This window comes from Mesorhizobium sp. YM1C-6-2 (assembly GCF_003666685.1).
Classification (GTDB): Bacteria; Pseudomonadota; Alphaproteobacteria; order Rhizobiales; family Rhizobiaceae; genus Mesorhizobium_K.
The window spans coordinates 158,110-173,359 of the sequence record NZ_RCIZ01000006.1; the positions used below are offsets into that span (position 1 = coordinate 158,110).

The 15,250-nt window shown below is 65.6% G+C and carries 14 protein-coding genes; 7 read left to right on the forward strand and 7 right to left on the reverse strand.

Annotated features, from left to right (window positions below; all coding sequences use genetic code 11):
• Positions 1 to 2: 2 nt before the first annotated feature.
• Entirely contained in the window at positions 3 to 854 is an 852-nt protein-coding gene (gene aztA / locus D8676_RS16710; protein WP_121582222.1) for a zinc ABC transporter ATP-binding protein AztA, read from the reverse strand.
• 202 nt (positions 855 to 1,056) lie between these two features.
• Here aztA and D8676_RS16715 point away from each other — a divergent pair, with 202 nt between their 5' ends.
• From D8676_RS16715 to D8676_RS16735, 5 genes are all read left to right on the forward strand, one after another.
• Complete coding sequence (locus tag D8676_RS16715) at positions 1,057 to 1,401, forward strand: RidA family protein (protein ID WP_121582223.1); 345 nt, start codon at positions 1,057 to 1,059, stop codon at positions 1,399 to 1,401.
• Between the two features lie 121 nt (positions 1,402 to 1,522).
• Positions 1,523 to 2,086, forward strand: a complete 564-nt coding sequence (locus D8676_RS16720; protein WP_121582224.1) for an RNA polymerase sigma factor — start codon at positions 1,523 to 1,525, stop codon at positions 2,084 to 2,086.
• Between the two features lie 2 nt (positions 2,087 to 2,088).
• Entirely contained in the window at positions 2,089 to 4,155 is a 2,067-nt protein-coding gene (locus tag D8676_RS16725; protein WP_121582225.1) for a VWA domain-containing protein, read from the forward strand.
• A 194-nt stretch (positions 4,156 to 4,349) separates the two neighbouring features.
• Positions 4,350 to 4,805 carry a hypothetical protein gene (locus D8676_RS16730; protein WP_121582226.1) on the forward strand — a complete coding sequence of 152 codons (456 nt, stop codon included), beginning with the start codon at positions 4,350 to 4,352 and terminating at the stop codon, positions 4,803 to 4,805.
• 76 nt (positions 4,806 to 4,881) lie between these two features.
• Positions 4,882 to 5,286 (forward strand): DoxX family protein, encoded by a 405-nt coding sequence (locus D8676_RS16735; protein WP_121582227.1) that lies wholly within the window; start codon positions 4,882 to 4,884, stop codon positions 5,284 to 5,286.
• Positions 5,287 to 5,301: 15 nt separating this feature from the next.
• Here D8676_RS16735 and bmt read toward each other — a convergent pair whose 3' ends face one another.
• A complete protein-coding gene (gene bmt, locus D8676_RS16740) occupies positions 5,302 to 6,321 on the reverse strand; it encodes a betaine--homocysteine S-methyltransferase (protein WP_121582228.1) in 1,020 nt (339 codons plus the stop codon).
• Positions 6,322 to 6,400: 79 nt separating this feature from the next.
• Positions 6,401 to 7,252 (reverse strand): helix-turn-helix transcriptional regulator, encoded by an 852-nt coding sequence (locus D8676_RS16745; RefSeq protein ID WP_121582229.1) that lies wholly within the window; start codon positions 7,250 to 7,252, stop codon positions 6,401 to 6,403.
• Between the two features lie 219 nt (positions 7,253 to 7,471).
• Between D8676_RS16745 and D8676_RS16750 the strand changes: the two genes are divergently transcribed.
• Positions 7,472 to 8,485 (forward strand): fatty acid desaturase, encoded by a 1,014-nt coding sequence (locus D8676_RS16750; RefSeq protein WP_121582399.1) that lies wholly within the window; start codon positions 7,472 to 7,474, stop codon positions 8,483 to 8,485.
• A gap of 84 nt (positions 8,486 to 8,569) precedes the next feature.
• Positions 8,570 to 9,355 (forward strand): PhnD/SsuA/transferrin family substrate-binding protein, encoded by a 786-nt coding sequence (locus D8676_RS16755; RefSeq protein ID WP_210210732.1) that lies wholly within the window; start codon positions 8,570 to 8,572, stop codon positions 9,353 to 9,355.
• A 213-nt stretch (positions 9,356 to 9,568) separates the two neighbouring features.
• Here the strand turns inward: D8676_RS16755 and D8676_RS16760 are convergent, their stop codons facing one another.
• From D8676_RS16760 to D8676_RS16775, 4 genes are all read right to left on the reverse strand, one after another.
• Positions 9,569 to 10,945: a Xaa-Pro peptidase family protein gene (locus D8676_RS16760; RefSeq protein WP_121582231.1), complete on the reverse strand. Its 1,377-nt coding sequence runs from the start codon at positions 10,943 to 10,945 to the stop codon at positions 9,569 to 9,571.
• 21 nt (positions 10,946 to 10,966) lie between these two features.
• On the reverse strand, positions 10,967 to 11,746 hold the full coding sequence (locus D8676_RS16765; protein WP_121582232.1) for an SDR family oxidoreductase: 780 nt from the start codon (positions 11,744 to 11,746) through the stop codon (positions 10,967 to 10,969).
• A gap of 98 nt (positions 11,747 to 11,844) precedes the next feature.
• On the reverse strand, positions 11,845 to 12,594 hold the full coding sequence (locus D8676_RS16770) for an NYN domain-containing protein (protein WP_121582233.1): 750 nt from the start codon (positions 12,592 to 12,594) through the stop codon (positions 11,845 to 11,847).
• A 32-nt stretch (positions 12,595 to 12,626) separates the two neighbouring features.
• Positions 12,627 to 15,209, reverse strand: coding sequence for an FAD-dependent oxidoreductase (locus D8676_RS16775; protein ID WP_121582234.1), 2,583 nt, complete (start codon positions 15,207 to 15,209; stop codon positions 12,627 to 12,629).
• Between the last annotated feature and the right edge of the window lie 41 nt (positions 15,210 to 15,250).

The window sequence follows — 15,250 nt, forward strand, 5'->3', positions numbered from 1 at the left end:
GATCACGCCGCCCGCGGTCCTGTTTCGTGGTCGTGGCTGTCGTGCGCTTCGCCGTGCTCGTGATGATGGTGATGCCCGTGCGCATGCAGATGCGCGTGATCGTCACCGCCATGCTCATGCGGCTCCGGCTCGCACCACGGCGCATCGTCGTGCCAGGCCTCGTCGAAGCGGCGCGCCCTCAGCAGATTCTCCGGCTTCAACGCCTCGACCGTCGGCCCCCACGCGATCGGCCGGCGGGCGAGCAGCAGCGTCTGCGGGAAATGCTGGCGTACGAGATCGAGGTCATGCGCGACCACCATCACGGTGCGCTTCTCGCCGTGCCATCGCTTGATCAGCGCGACGAGGTCGGTGACGGTGCGCGCATCGACGGCGTTGAACGGCTCGTCGAGCAGTATGATTTCGGCGTCCTGCACCAGCACGCGGGCAAACAGCGCCCGCTGCAACTGGCCGCCCGACAGCGTGTCGATCGGACGCGCCTCGAAACCGTCCATGCCGACCGCCATCAGCGCGCGCTTTACCGTCTCCCTGTCCTCGGCGGTATGGCGGCCGAGCAGCCCGCGCTTCGGCCACAGGCCCATCGAGACGAGGTCCACCACCCGCGCCGGAAAGCTGCGGTCGAGTTCCGATTGCTGTGGCAGGTAGGCGATCCTGGCGCCCGGCGCCGTCAGGCTCACGCCCTCCATTGGCTTCAGCACGCCGACGATGCCCTTCATCAGGGTCGATTTGCCCGATCCGTTGGCGCCCACGATCGCCGTCAGCGAACCGGTCTTCACGGTGCCGTTCAGGTGATGCACCGCAGGGTGGCTGTTGTAGCCGAGCGTCAGGTCGCGAAATGTCAGGCTGGCTTCGGCCATGGGATCCGGTTGCTCCACATGGCGCTTTGGGTATGTGATGTTATTACATTAGTCAATTGCGCCGACGCGGAAATTTCTCTCTCGGCGGGTATCGGCTGGGGATAGCGGATTTGCGCGGCCGCAGGGGATTTCGGCCGCTCGCACTTGCCTTTCCTGCCGTGCAATCTATGGAGAACCAGCAAAAACAGGAAGGAAGCCATCAATGAGCATTCGCCGCATCGACGCCGGTCCGCGCATGAGCGACATCGTCATCCACAACAACACCGTCTACCTGGCCGGCCAGGTCGGCGAAGGCGCGACCGTCGCCGAGCAGACCAAGGACACCCTGGCGAAGATCGACGCGCTGCTCGCCAAGGCAGGCTCAAGCAAGTCGAAGCTCCTGCAGACCATCATCTGGCTCGACGACATGGCCAATTTCGGCGAGATGAATGCGGTCTGGGACGCCTGGGTCGATCCCGCCAACACGCCCGCCCGCGCGACCGGTGAAGCCAAGCTCGCGGCGCCGAAATACAAGGTCGAGATCATCGTGGTTGCGGCGCTGGACTGATCCTTCGCGCCATCCACGACTTCCGGACGGCCGCCTCGTGCGGCCGTTTTCGATTCTGGCAGGCAAAAAAATCTTCTCCATGCCCCAAGGAATGCCTCAAAGCTCTCGTCCAAGCTGACAAATGACGGCGATGATGCTGGACGACATCGAGCCTTCCGATCTCGATCTGATCGCAGGCGCGCAGCAGGGGGACAGGGCGGCTTTCGGCAAGCTTGTCGAGAGACACTACGATTTCGTCTATCGCGTCGCCTGGCGCTGGTCGGGCCGCAAGGCCGATGCCGAGGACATAGCGCAGGAGGTCTGCATCCGGCTCGGCCGGGCGATCGGCACCTATCGCGGCGGCGGTGCCTTCACCACCTGGCTCTACGCCGTCACGCTCAACGCCGCACGCGACCTTTCGCGCAGACAGGCGCGGGAAACGGCGAAGGCCGAAGCCTTCGGCCGGCATGCGCTGGTCGAAGGGCAGGGTACGCCCGATGCCGACGACAGGGCCGAGAGGCTCTGGGCAGCGGTGCGCGAACTGCCGGGCAAGCAGCGCGATGCGGTGCTGCTGGTCTATGGCGAGGGCTTGAGCCACGCCGCCGCGGCGGACGCGATGGCCTGCGCGGAGGCGACCGTCTCGTGGCACATCCATGAAGCGAAGAAGCGGCTGAAGGCGCTGATGCTTTCGGCCGGGGAAGGTTGACCATGGTCGACGACAACGAACTCAAGCGGCTCGCGCGCCTCCGGGCGCCGGCCCCGGACGCCGAGGCCAGGGCGCGCGCGCTTGCCGCCGCCATGCAGGCGTTCGACGAGAAGAATTCTGCAACGGCCCCCCAAGGATCGGAAAGCCGCCTGCGTCTCACGGATCGCATAACCAGGATCTGGAGAGCTATGATGCAAAAGAAGCTGCTTGCGACGCCGGCGATCGCCGGATTGGTGGCGCTGCCGATCGCCGGCTACGCGGCGTTCTATCTGATGGAGGAATCGCCGTTCCGTTTCGATGCGGGCGAGGTTGCCGAGGCCCCTGTGGTGCGGCAGGAGACGACCGCGGCCGAGCCGGCGAAGGAGAAGGAAGCCTTCGCCGCCTCAGAGAGCCGGGACGTGCTGAACCGGTTGCAGGTCGTGCCGGAAGCGGCTCCGAAGCCGGAAGCGCCGGCGAACTACGCGATGCCGCAGGCCGATGAACTGTCCAGCGATGCCAGCGGCCTTGCTGCGCCGGCGCCGGCACTCCAAGGCGGCCGCGTCGGTGTGGCGCCGAGCGTTTCCGCGACCTCCAAGTCGATGCGCGAGCAGTCGGCGGGCGCTGCGCCGCCGACCGACATCCTGCCGCCGATGGAGGAAAACCGCGATCGCTTCGCCGAGTTCAAGACAAACCCGGTGCACGCAACCGCGACCGATCCCGTTTCCACCTTCTCGATCGATGTCGACACCGCCTCCTATTCCTTCGTGCGGCGCTCGCTGAAGGAAGGCGTTTTGCCCCAGCCCGACACGGTGCGGGTCGAGGAGATGGTCAACTACTTCCCCTACGACTGGAAGGGGCCGGATAGCGCGTCCACGCCGTTCAACTCGACCGTCACGGTCATGCCGACGCCGTGGAACCAGCACACCAGGCTGATGCATGTCGCCATCAAGGGGTTTGACGTGCAGCCGGCCGAGCAGCCGCGCGCCAACCTCGTCTTCCTGATCGACGTCTCCGGCTCGATGAACGAGCCCGACAAGCTGCCGCTTCTCCAGTCGGCTTTCCGCCTGCTGGTGACGAAGCTGAACCCGGAGGACACGGTCTCCATCGTCACCTATGCCGGCGACGCCGGCACGGTGCTGGAGCCGACGAAGGTATCCGAGCGGGCGAAGATACTCTCCGCGATCGACAATTTGCGGCCGGGCGGCTCGACGGCGGGCGAGGCCGGCATTCGCGAGGCCTACCGCCTGGCGCAGGACTCTTTCGTGCAGGGCGGCGTCAACCGCGTCATGCTCGCCACCGACGGAGATTTCAACGTCGGCCAGTCGGACGACGAGGATCTCAAGCGCATCATCGAGGAGAAGCGCAAGTCCGGCGTCTTCCTGTCGGTGTTCGGTTTCGGCCGCGGCAATCTCAACGACCGGATGATGCAGACGATCGCGCAGAACGGCAATGGCACCGCCGCCTATATCGACACGCTGGCCGAGGCGGAAAAGGTGCTGGTCGAGGATTCCGCCTCGACGCTCTTCCCGATCGCCAAGGACGTGAAGATCCAGGTCGAGTTCAACCCGGCGGCCGTCTCCGAATACCGTCTGATCGGCTATGAGACGCGCGCTCTCAACCGCGAGGATTTCAACAACGACCGCGTCGACGCCGGCGAGATCGGCTCGGGCCATTCGGTGACGGCGATCTACGAGATCACGCCGAAGGGCAGCCCGGCAGAGATGATGGACCCGCTGCGCTACGGCGAGGCGTCCAGCCAAAACGGCGGCGTCGCCAATGCCGACGAATATGCATTCGTGAAAATCCGCTACAAGCTGCCGACGGAGGACGTCTCGAAGCTGATCGAGACGCCGGTGACGAAAGCGAACGAGGTCGCGTCCTTCAATGCTGCGGGCGCCGACCAGCGGTTTTCCGTTGCTGTCGCAGCCTTCGGCCAGAAGCTGCGCGGCACCGACCAGACAGCTTCCTTCGGTTACGACAGGATCATGGAGATCGCCACCGCCGCGCGGGGGGCCGATCCCTACGGCTACCGCGCGGAGTTCCTGTCGCTGTTGCGCCTGGCATCGGCGCTCGACCGGGAAGACAGATAGCCCGCCCTTGTCTCGAGCGGGGCGTGCCGGATGAGCGGGCGAGGCGGCCGGCGGAGAGCTTCTCCGCCGGCCCTTTCCTATCAGGCAAAACGAAGGCGCTGGTGGCTGTCAGGAGTGGTTCCGCCGTGGCGTGCGCTTCCGACGGTGATTTTGTATGTAGCTCGGAGCACATCACCGGATTAAAGGCCCCCCGCATGCCGGATCGCCAACTCGACGAATGGGACATTTCGCATAGGGGTCTGCGCTCGCTGTCATCTCCCGAGATCAAGCGCTTCTGGGAAGGCTACATCGCCTTCCGCAAGCCGGTTGAAATCGTGCACGGCAGTCTCTGGTCGCGCTGGCGCCGGGTGGCCGACGATCTCGTGCTCTCGCTCTATCTGACCAACCGCAGCGTCGGCCTCTTCGTCAGGGGCGAGCGCGGGGAGGGCTGGGCTACAACCGTGAATCGGCTGGCTTCCTACGAGCCCCGGCTCGGCGAGGCGCTGGACGCCAGCCTGCGCGGCTACGAGGGCTGCTGCTACCTCAGCAATTTCCCGCTGCCGGTCACCGATCCGGCAAGCTGGCCGCGCGGCTATGAGTGGCTGGAGGAACGGGAAGAGAACTATCATCGCGTGCTGAGCGAAACGTGTGGTTCCCCTGACGCTGCGTAAAATCACGGAAACGTATGATGACAGGCTGCGGCGGCGCTGGATATTGCGGTGCAACATTCAGACCGAAAGGCACCCGATGACCGGCAAGCTCGACATGTGGCAACCCTATGCGCTCAGCCTGCTGCGCATCGTGTCGGCGCTGGTTGCCTTCAGCTACGGCGTGCAGAAGGTCCTAGGCTTTCCGATCGCCGACGGCCCGCCCCTCTATTCGCTGTCGTGGATCGCCGGCGTGCTCGAGCTGATCCTCGGCTTCTTCCTGCTTATCGGTTTCAAGAGCCGCTGTGCGGCCTTCGTGCTGTCGGGCCTGATGGCGTTCGCCTATTTCCTCCGGCACGCGCCGCAGGATTTCTTCCCGGCGCAGAACGGCGGCGTGTCGGCCATCCTGTTCTGCTTCATCTTCTTCTATCTTTTCTTCGCCGGGCCGGGACCGGTCAGCGTCGACGCCGCGATCAAGGACGGCAAGGCCAACGCAGCGGCCTGATCCGCCGCCGCGGCTTCAGGCCCTGCGGCGGCGCTCGCGGCGGCCTTCGCCGCCCTCGGCCCCGGCGCCGCTCTTGTCGGCGGTCTTGTTGCGCAGCGGACCGATGCGTTCGACGATCGTCTCGACGGTCGGCCGTTCCGCCTTCACATGGCTGTCGAGTGCCTTGCGCATCGCCGCAAGGTGTCCGAACGACGTGCCGCAGCAGCCGCCGACGATCTTCGCGCCGGCGTCGACCGCCAGCCGCACATAGTCCGACATCAGCTCTGGCGTGCCGGAATAGTGGATTTCCGTGCCGCGGAATTCGGGGATGCCGCAATTGCCTTTGACGATGATCGTCGCGTCCGGCTTGGCCGCGCTCATGTCGAGCAGCGAGGAGAGGATGTCCGACGCGCCGACGCCGCAATTGGCGCCCACCGCCACCGCATCCTCCGACAGACCGTCCGCGACGCCGTGCACGTCCTTCGGCGCCAGGCCCATCATCGAGCGGCCGGCGGTGTCGAAGGAGAAGGTGTAGGTATAGGGCAGGCCGACGCGGATCGCCGCCTCGGCGGCGGCCTTGGCCTCGCCGGGCGCCGACATCGTCTCGATCCACGCCACTTCCGCGCCGCCTTCCTTGAGGCCCGCGATCTGCTCGGCGAAAGCGTCCACCGCCTCGTCATAGGTCATGGCGCCCAGCGGCTCCAGCAGCTCGCCGGTCGGCCCGACGGAGCCGGCGACGATCACCTTGCGGCCGGCCTTGTCGGCGACCTCGCGCGCGATCTCGGCGGCGCGCTTGTTCAGTTCGTGCACGCGGTCCTGCGCATTGTGCAGCTTCAACCGCTGGCGGGTGCCGCCGAAGGAGTTGGTGAGGATGATGTCGGCGCCGGCGTCGACGAAATTCTGGTGCAGGGCGGTGATCTTCTCCGGAGCCGTCTCGTTCCACAGTTCCGGCGCCTCGCCGGAGGCCAGCCCCATGTTGAACAGGTTGGTGCCGGTGGCGCCGTCGGCGAGGAGAACGCCTTTTTCGGCGAGCAGGGCGTCGATCGGGTTGGTCATCGTGACACGGCTTTCAAAGGGATGAATTCAGATAAGGATATAAAGAAGTCTTTATGTCGGGTCAATAAAATAGCTGATATCAGGCCGCATCGAAATCCATATCCGCCAGTGCCCGGGCATGAGCCGCCGCTTCGTGCGCGTTGACGTCGGCGGCGCGGATCAGGTTGTCGAAATGCTTGGTCAGGGTGCGGATCGTCTCCGTCGCGTTGAGCACCAGATACATGTCGCCGGCATAGATCGCCGCCCGATACGGCCCGAAGATCGTGTAGGGCACCGAGTAGCGCAGCCGGCCGTCATAGAGGAACAGGCGGAAGGTCGGGTAGAGGTCGTCGAGCAGGTTCGCCATGTGGCTGAGCTGCGCCCGGCGCTCGTGCTCGGGAAAGCCGCTCCAGACGCCGAGCCCCCGCGCGAAGACGTCGAGCGTGTGGCGCGGCATGCAGACCTCCATGTCGGTCTCCGGCCGCCGGTTGTAGTCGATGCGGTACTGCGTCTCGTCCGCCTGCTGCTCGCGGCTGCGGTTCGATATGTCCGCCTCGTAGTCGACCAGCGCCTGGGTCCTCAGCAGGTCGGGAATGCCGGCCGGTACGTAGCGTATCTTGGTGCCGACCGCCTCTGCGTGCCAGCGCGCGAGCAGGGTGCGTCCGAACGCGCCGTCGCCTTCCTCGATCTCCACGCTCCGGCGGATCTCGCCGGTCAGGCCCTCGTCCTGGCTCAAGCCCAGCAGCCAGTCGAGCGAGACCTTGTGCTCGGCGGCTATGTTGAGCAGCGTTTCGGCGCGGGGCAGGCGGGTCGAGGCTCCCGACAGCAGTTGCGACAGCGCCGAGCGGTCGATCCCCACCGCGGCCGCGAATGCCGACTGGTTCTGGTCGGAGCGCTGGAGAAGCAGTTTCAGGCGATCGCGAAAGACGCTTGAGAGATTGCGCTTGTCCATCTTAGCTCCAAACCGGATTCGATTTCCGTTCCCCAGGGTAAATACGGGTCATTCCGGAACGAGAATCCCCAAGAAGTTTACATAACACAACAATTGATGATTTTGATGCGCAAAATCTACATCTTGTGCGCATTGTCTCATTGTGAACCGGTCATCACTCCTGACACAATGCTGTCAGGAATCGCGAGATTCCGACTTCTGGGGGCAGTGGTCGAGGGCATGCCGGAAAACAAAAGGGGCAAACGCAGGAAAACTCAGGCCATCGAATGGCCGACGGTCTTTCTCGTCATAGCTTGTTACGCTGCCTGGGTGGGGGCAGCGGTCTTTCTCTGGCCTTCCTATCCCGTAATCGCATTGATCGTGCTGGGCGTGCTGCTGGCCATGCAGTCGTCGCTGATGCACGAGGCCGCACACGGCCATCCCACCCGCAGAGGCTGGGTGAACGAAGTCATGGTCGGCCTTCCCGTCGGCTTGGTGTATCCGTTCCGCCGCTTCAAGGCGCTGCATCTGCGCCACCATGCCGACGAGCGGCTGACCGACCCGTTCGACGATCCCGAGAGCTACTACAAGGCGCTGTGGCACTACCACGAGCTTCCGCGGGGCCTGAAATGGCTGTTGTCGGTCAACAACACCATGGTCGGGCGCTTCGTCATCGGCCCGCTGCTCGGCACCGCCGGCTTCCTGCTCACCGACGCAAAGCTGATCGCCGCCGGCGACAAGGCGGTGCGCAAGGCATGGCTGCTGCATGCGATCGGCCTCGCCGTCGCGCTGCCGATCATCCAGTTCGGATTCGGCATCCCGCTCTGGCTCTATATCCTGGTGCCTGTCTGGCTCGGCCAGTCGCTGATCTCGGTGCGCACCTTCGCCGAGCATCAGTGGTCGGAACGGCCGGACGGCCGCACCATCATCATCGAGCGTTCGCCGCTCGCCTTCCTCTTCCTCAACAACAACCTGCATCTCGTCCACCACAAGAGCCCCAACGTCGCCTGGTACAAGCTGCCCGGCCTCTTCCGCGACAGGCGCGAGCAGTGGATCGCGATGAACAACGGCTACGTCTTTCCCGGCTATTTCGCGCTGCTCAGGGAATATGCCTTCAAGGCCAAGGAGCCGGTGGCGCACCCGGCGCTGCGCCGTGCCCCGGAGCCCGGCCGGGCCTTCCGCCCGCGCGTCAGGGCGCGCACCCTGTCGGGCCTCGGCACCGCGCCGGTTCCGGCCGAGCCGCCGAAGGAATAATGCCTCAGCCGTAGGCTGGCCGGTGGGGTTGATACCGAATGCGCCTTGCATCCCCGGCAGTTTTGCAGACATCTCATCGCCAGCATGACCATCGCAGCCCTTCCCATGTATGACTGGCCCGAGGCTCGCGCCGCCACTGACGCCGAGTGGCGAGGCCTGCGCGGGTGTCTCGCCGGGGCCGGCGTCGATGCGCCGGAACATCTCGTGCGCCGCAATACTGAGTTGCCTGCGACTCCCGGCGGCATCCGCGACGGTGAGGGCAAGGTGATCGCTCCCGACCCGGCGACGCTGCCGCCCGACGAACTCGACTTCCCGACGCTGTGGAAGCACCCGGCGCTGCTCTTCGCCCAGACCTGCTGGGGGCCGATGGAGGAGGGGCTCGGCAAACACGTCACCGTCATCGGCCAGCCGAGCTATGATGGCATCGAGGGCGGGCAGGGGGAATTCTACTCCAGTCCGATCCTGATGCGGCGCGGCGCGGCGGCGCCGGTCGGCGCGCCCGCCGACGGCCGCGCCGTTTTGCCTTTCGACCTCATCCGCGACAAACGCTTCGCCTACAACAGCACGGATTCCATGTCGGGCATCATCGCGCTGACCCGCGACCTCGCCGCCGCTGGGCAAAACCTTACCATCTTCTCGGAGCGCATCGAGACGGCGGCCCACCGTGCCTCCATCGTCGCGGTCGCCGAGGGCAGGGCGGATGTCTGCGCCGTCGACTGCCGCAGCTGGCACCTGGCAAAACTTCACGAGCCCCGCGTGGCGGATGTCGAGGTGGTGGGATGGACCGCCCGCCGGAAGGGCCTGCCCTACATCACCTCCCGCCATACGCCGCCCGAGATGGTTGCAAGGCTTCGATCTGCCCTCGGTTGATCACGTCCTCGCGATCACTGCAACCATAGGGGAGCACCAGGCGTTATCGCGCCAATGGAGAGGGGCATGGAGGTTTGTCATGCCCGAACAGATTGTCTTGTCGATCCTCGGCGTCTTCGGCACGCTCGCCGCCGCAACCGTCGTCGCTTATGTCCTGCTCAACAATGAGCACCTGCACACGCGCAACAAGCACTGAAGCCCGGGCGTGGGCAGTCAGTTTCCAATCAGGCGGGCATCGAGCGGATAACGGGAAAGCTGCTCGTTGCCCGTTTCTGTAATCAGCACCTGCTCCTCGATCTTGACGCCCTCGCGTCCGCCGAGCCGGCCGATATAGCTTTCGACGCACAGAACCATGCCGGGTTCGAGTTCGCCGTCCGGCGTGTCCTCCGTCCAGTCGGCGGCATGCGGCAGGGTCGGATATTCGTCGGCCAGCCCGACGCCGTGGTAGAGTACGCCGTAGCGCGCCGGGAAACAGTCGGGCGGCGGCACCGCCGAACGCTCGACCAGCTCGCGAAAGCCCAGGCCCGGCCGCAGCAGTTCCGTGTTGTGCGCGATCTGGTCGGCGGCGAGGCGGAAGAGGTCGCGCTGTTCGTTCGACGCCTTGCCGTCGCCGCAGAGCCAGGTGCGCGACAGGTCGGCGCAGAAGCCGTAGGGGCCGATCAGATCGGTATCGAAGGCAACGAGATCGCCAGCCTCGATCCTTCGCGACGAGCATTCCTGGAACCACGGATTGGTGCGCGGGCCTGAAGCCAAGAGCCGCGTCTCGATCCACTCCCCGCCGCGCGCGATGTTGGCGCGGTGCAGTTCCGCCCACAGCTCGTTCTCGCTGATGCCGGGCTTCAGCGCCGCTTCCATCTCGCCCATCGCGGCCTCGCAGGCGACGATGGCGCGGCGCATCGCCAGGATCTCGTCCGGCGATTTGATCAGCCGGGCGCTCTCCATCACTGCCTCGCCATTGCCGACGGTGACGCCGAGCCGGGCGAGTTCCGTCACGCCCTCGGGGTCGAGATGGTCGACCGCGATGCGGCCATTGCCGCCGCCATGCTCGCGCACGAGGTCGGCGATCCCAGCCGCCCAGCGCTCGACGCGCCTGTCCGACAGTTCGCCGCCGTAGAGATACATCCACGACACCGCCGGCCTGACGTCGTCGACGACGCCGGAATGATCCGACAGATGCTCGCAGGAGAAATAGTCGAAGAGCACGACCGGCCCCTCTGTGGCCACGAAGCAGTGACGGGTCGGATTGTGCGCGACCCAGAGCTGCATGTTGGTCGAGTCGGTCGCGTAGCGGATGTTGACGGGGTCGTAGAGCAGCGCGCCGGCATAGTCGCGGCGCTTCAGCTCGGCCCGGATGCGCTCCAGCCGGTATTTTCGCATCGCCGGCAGGTCCGGCGCGTCGACGCCTGCCGCCGCCCATTCGCGTTCCGCCGTCTCGCCATAGCCGAGCACATGGCTGTTCAGCGCCGCCGCCTTCTCCCGCGCCTGCCTTCGCAGGGCTTCGATGTCGATCTCCGCGCCCGGCTCGAAGGGCATGATCTTGCGGTGGCGGCCGAAATTCGTGCCCCTTGCTTGTGACGGCAGGCCTTCCATGCGGTTTCTTGCCTTTCGCCCTCAGGGCATCAACTGGCCGCCGTTCACCTCGATCACCTGGCCGATCACGTAGCCGGACAGTGCCGCCGAGGCGAGGAAGAGGTAGGCGCCGAGGCAATCCTCCGCGACGCCCAGCCGCGCCTGCGGCACCGTCTTCAGCATCGCGTCGAGCATTTCAGGCGTCGAATAGCGCTCGTGGAAGGGCGTGGTGATGACGCCTGGCGCCACGGCATTCACCCTTATGCCCGAGCCGATCAGTTCCTTGGCCATGCCGCGGGTCGCGTTCGACACGAACGCCTTCGACGAGGCGTAGAAACCCGCGCCCGGGCCGCCGCCGTTGCGCGCGGCGATCGAGGTGGTGTTGATGATGAAGCCGCCGTTCTTCTTCAGATGTGGGATGGCCGCCTTCGAAGCGCCGAACACCGAGCGCGCGTTGAGGTCCATGATCGCGTCGTAGTCGGCGTCGCTGGCGTCCTCCCAGCGCACGCGCTTCAGCAGGCCGCCGGCATTGTTGATCAGCCCGTCGAGACCGCCGAGGGCCGCGGCCGCGTCGTCCACCGCACGCCGCACGTCTTCCGACTTGGAGAAATCACCCTGCACCAGATGCACCGTGCCGCCGGCGCTTCTGATCTCGCCCGCCAGTTCCTCTACGGCAGCCTTGCTGGCGTTGTAGTGCGCCGCCACCTTGGCGCCCTGCGCGGCGAAGGCGCGCGCCAGCGCTGCGCCGATCCCGGTCGAGGCGCCGGTGATCAGCACCGCCTTGCCCGCGATATCCGGGATCTTGATCATCGAATCTGCCATATGCAATTCCTCCTGACGGTGTCCGCCGCAACGTCCCCGCGAAGACTCATCGGGTTAAGCGCCGTCATCCTCTCGCACCTGGAGCCGGTCGGCGGCCGTCACGATTTGTCGGTCTTCCGGCTTTTGGCGGCGGCCGGCTTGACGCGGATGCGCACGCCCCTGCCTTCCTTCTGCTCGACCTCGAACGCGCCCGTCTTGGTCACCAGTTCGATCAGCTTTTTGGCGCCGTAGTTGCGCGGATCGAAGTCCGACGCGAGGTTGGCAAGTTGCGTGCCCACCGCGCCGAGCGGAACCCAGCCGTCGTCGGTCTCCATCTCCGAGAGGATGCGCTTGATGATCGGGGTCGCCCCGCTCGGCGGTTGCAGCGTCCGCTTCTGGGGTTCCGCGTCGCCACCTGTCGGGGCCGGCAACAGGTTCTCCGTGTAGATGAACCGGCGGCAGGCCTGTCGAAAACTCTCCGGCGTCTTCTGTTCGCCGAAGCCGAACACGTCGAGCCCCTGTTCCCGGATGCGCGAGGCCAGCCGGGTGAAGTCGCTGTCCGAGGAGACCAGGCAGAAGCCGTCGAAGCGGCCGCTGTGGAGCAGGTCCATGGCGTCGATTACCAGCGTGATGTCGGAGGCGTTCTTGCCCGCCGTGTAGGCGAACTGCTGCTGGGGCACGATGGCATGCCTGGCGAGCACTTCCGCCCAGGATTTCGACCGGGTTCCGGAAAAATCGCCATAGATGCGGCGCACGCTCGCCTCACCGATCTTGGCGATTTCCTCGAAAAGTCCGTAGGCGATCTTCGCCGAGGTGTTGTCGGCGTCGATCAGCACGGCAAGGCGGGGGGAGCGGGGTTCGTTAGGCATTGCGCGACGCTACCATGCTGATGATGCCGGCGCTACGACCGCATCTTCTCACCGGCCGGATCGAAGGGCGGCGCGACGTTGATGCGGGCAGGGCGGCGGTGCCCAAGGATCTCGATCTCGAACAGGCCTTCGCTTTCGTCCTCGGCGAGCGATGCCGGCACGTAGCCCTGCGCCATCGATTTCTTGACGTAATGCGCATAGCCGCCCGAGGTCACCCAGCCGACGACGCGCCACTCCCCGTCGGTGATACCGCGCACGGCAGACGCGCCGGTCGCCGCTGTCGAGCCGCGGGCTTCCTTGCCCGTCCCGTCGAAGCGCGGCGCGCCGTAGCCATGCGGCTTCTCGACCGTGCCGTAGTCCTGCGAGACCTTCGCCCAGATCGGCTCGTCGCCCATCACGTCCGCATCCGCCGCATCGACGATCAGCGAGACGCGGCGCAGCTTGCCGCCGCCATTGGCCAGGGCCGCCTTCTCCTGCGCCGCCGCCTCGCGGCCGATGAAGTCGTTCTTCTCGAGACGGATGAAGCGGTCCATCGCGCCTTCGAACGGCCCGTAGATCGGCCTGAGCTCGCGGAACCAGGTCGGGAAGTTCTTCTCCAGCCGCATCGAAAGCAGTGCGCGCATGCCGAAATCGACGATGCCGAACTCCTCGCCCGCCTCCTTGATCCCCTTGTACACCAGCCGCTGGTAGGCCGGCTCCATCCAGATCTCGTAGCCGAGGTCGCCTGTGTAGGTGATGCGGTTGACGATCGCCGGCGCGCCGCCGACCGCCATTTCGCGGAAGTCCATGAACCTGAACGCTTTGGTCGACACGTCCTCATCGACCAGCTTCTGCAGCAGCGCCTGCGCCTTCGGTCCCGCGATCGAGAGCCCGACCAGCGTCTGGTCGAAGCGATGGATGCGCACTGAGCCGTCCTTCGGCAGATGCTTCTCGAACCAGCGCATGTGGTATTTCTGCGCCGCCGACGAGCCCCAGATCATGAAGCGCTCTTCGCCGGCATGCGCGATGGTGAAATCGCCGATCAGCTTGCCGAACTCGTTGAGCATCGGGGTCAGCACGATGCGGCCGACCTTGGGCATGCGGTTGGTCATCAACCGATTCAGGAAATCCTCCGAACCCGCTCCGCTGACTTCATATTTCGCGAAATTGGCGATCTCGGTGACGCCGACGCTCTCGCGCGTCGCTCTGACTTCGTTGCCGACGTGCTCGAAATCGTTGGAGCGGTGGAACGACACCTTGTCCTTGGGCTCGGTAGCCTCTGGCGCGAACCACAGCGGCGTCTCCAGCCCCCACGAATCGCCCATGACGGCGTTCTGTGCGACCATTGTGTCGTAGAGCGGCGTCGTCTGCGCAGGGCGGGCCGCCGGCAGCTCCTCGTTCGGGAAGCGGATGGAAAAACGCCGCGAATAGTTTTCGCGCACCTTGGCGTTGGTGTAGCGCAGGCTCGCCCATTCGCCCCAGCGCGCGACGTCCATGCCCCAGACGTCGAAACCCGGATCGCCGTTCACCATCCAGTTCGACAGCGCCAGCCCGACGCCGCCGCCCTGGCTGAACCCGGCCATGACGGCGCAGGCGCACCAGAAGTTCGTCAGCCCCTGCACCGGGCCGACCAGCGGGTTGCCGTCAGGTGCGAAGGTGAAGGGGCCGTTGATGATCTGCTTGATGCCGGCCTTCTCGATCCCCGGGAAATGCTTGAAGCCGATCTCCAGCGACGGCGCGATGCGGTCGATGTCGGGCTGCAGCAGCTCGTGGCCGAAATCCCACGGCGTGTTGACGGGCGACCACGGCTTGCACGCCTTCTCATAGGTGCCGAGCAGCACGCCGTTGCGCTCCTGGCGCGTATAGATCTCGCCCTTGAAGTCGAGCACGCCGACCATCTCGCGGCCGGTCGACTTGTTGAATTCCTCGACCTCCGGCATCGGCTCGGTCAGCAGGTACATGTGCTCCATGGCAAGCAGCGGCAGCTCTACGCCGACCATGCGGCCGACCTCGCGCGCCCACAGCCCGCCGCAGTTCACCACATGTTCGGCCTTCACCGTGCCCTGTTCGGTGACGACGTTCCAGGTGCCGTCGACCTCCTGCGTCAGCTCCATCACGCGGTTGCGGAGCACGATCTCGGCCCCCAGCTTCCGTGCGGCCTTGGCGTAGGCATGCGTCGTGCCTGAGGGATCGAGATGGCCCTCGACCGGGTCCCACATGGCGCCGACGAAATTCGTCTCGTCCATCAGTGGGAACATCGCCTTGGCTTCCGATGGCGTGATCAGCTCGGTGTCCATGCCCAGATAGCGGCCCTTGGCGTGCGCCAGCCGCAAAAAGTCCATGCGCTCGGGCGTATCGGCCATCATCACGCCGCCGGTCAGGTGCAGCGAGCAGGACTGGCCGGACAGCTCCTCCAGCTCCTTGTAGAGCTGCACCGTATAGGCCTGCAGCTTGGCGACGTTGGGGTCGCCGTTCAGCGTGTGGAAGCCGCCGGCCGCATGCCAGGACGAGCCGGAGGTCAGCTCCGACCGCTCGATCAGCATGACGTCGGTCCAGCCGGCGCGGGCGAGATGATAGAGCACCGAGCAGCCGACGACACCGCCGCCGATGACAACCGCTTTGACGTGGGATTTCATGTGGATGGGTCTCTTTGGTCAGAAAGTGATTCAGTGTTGAG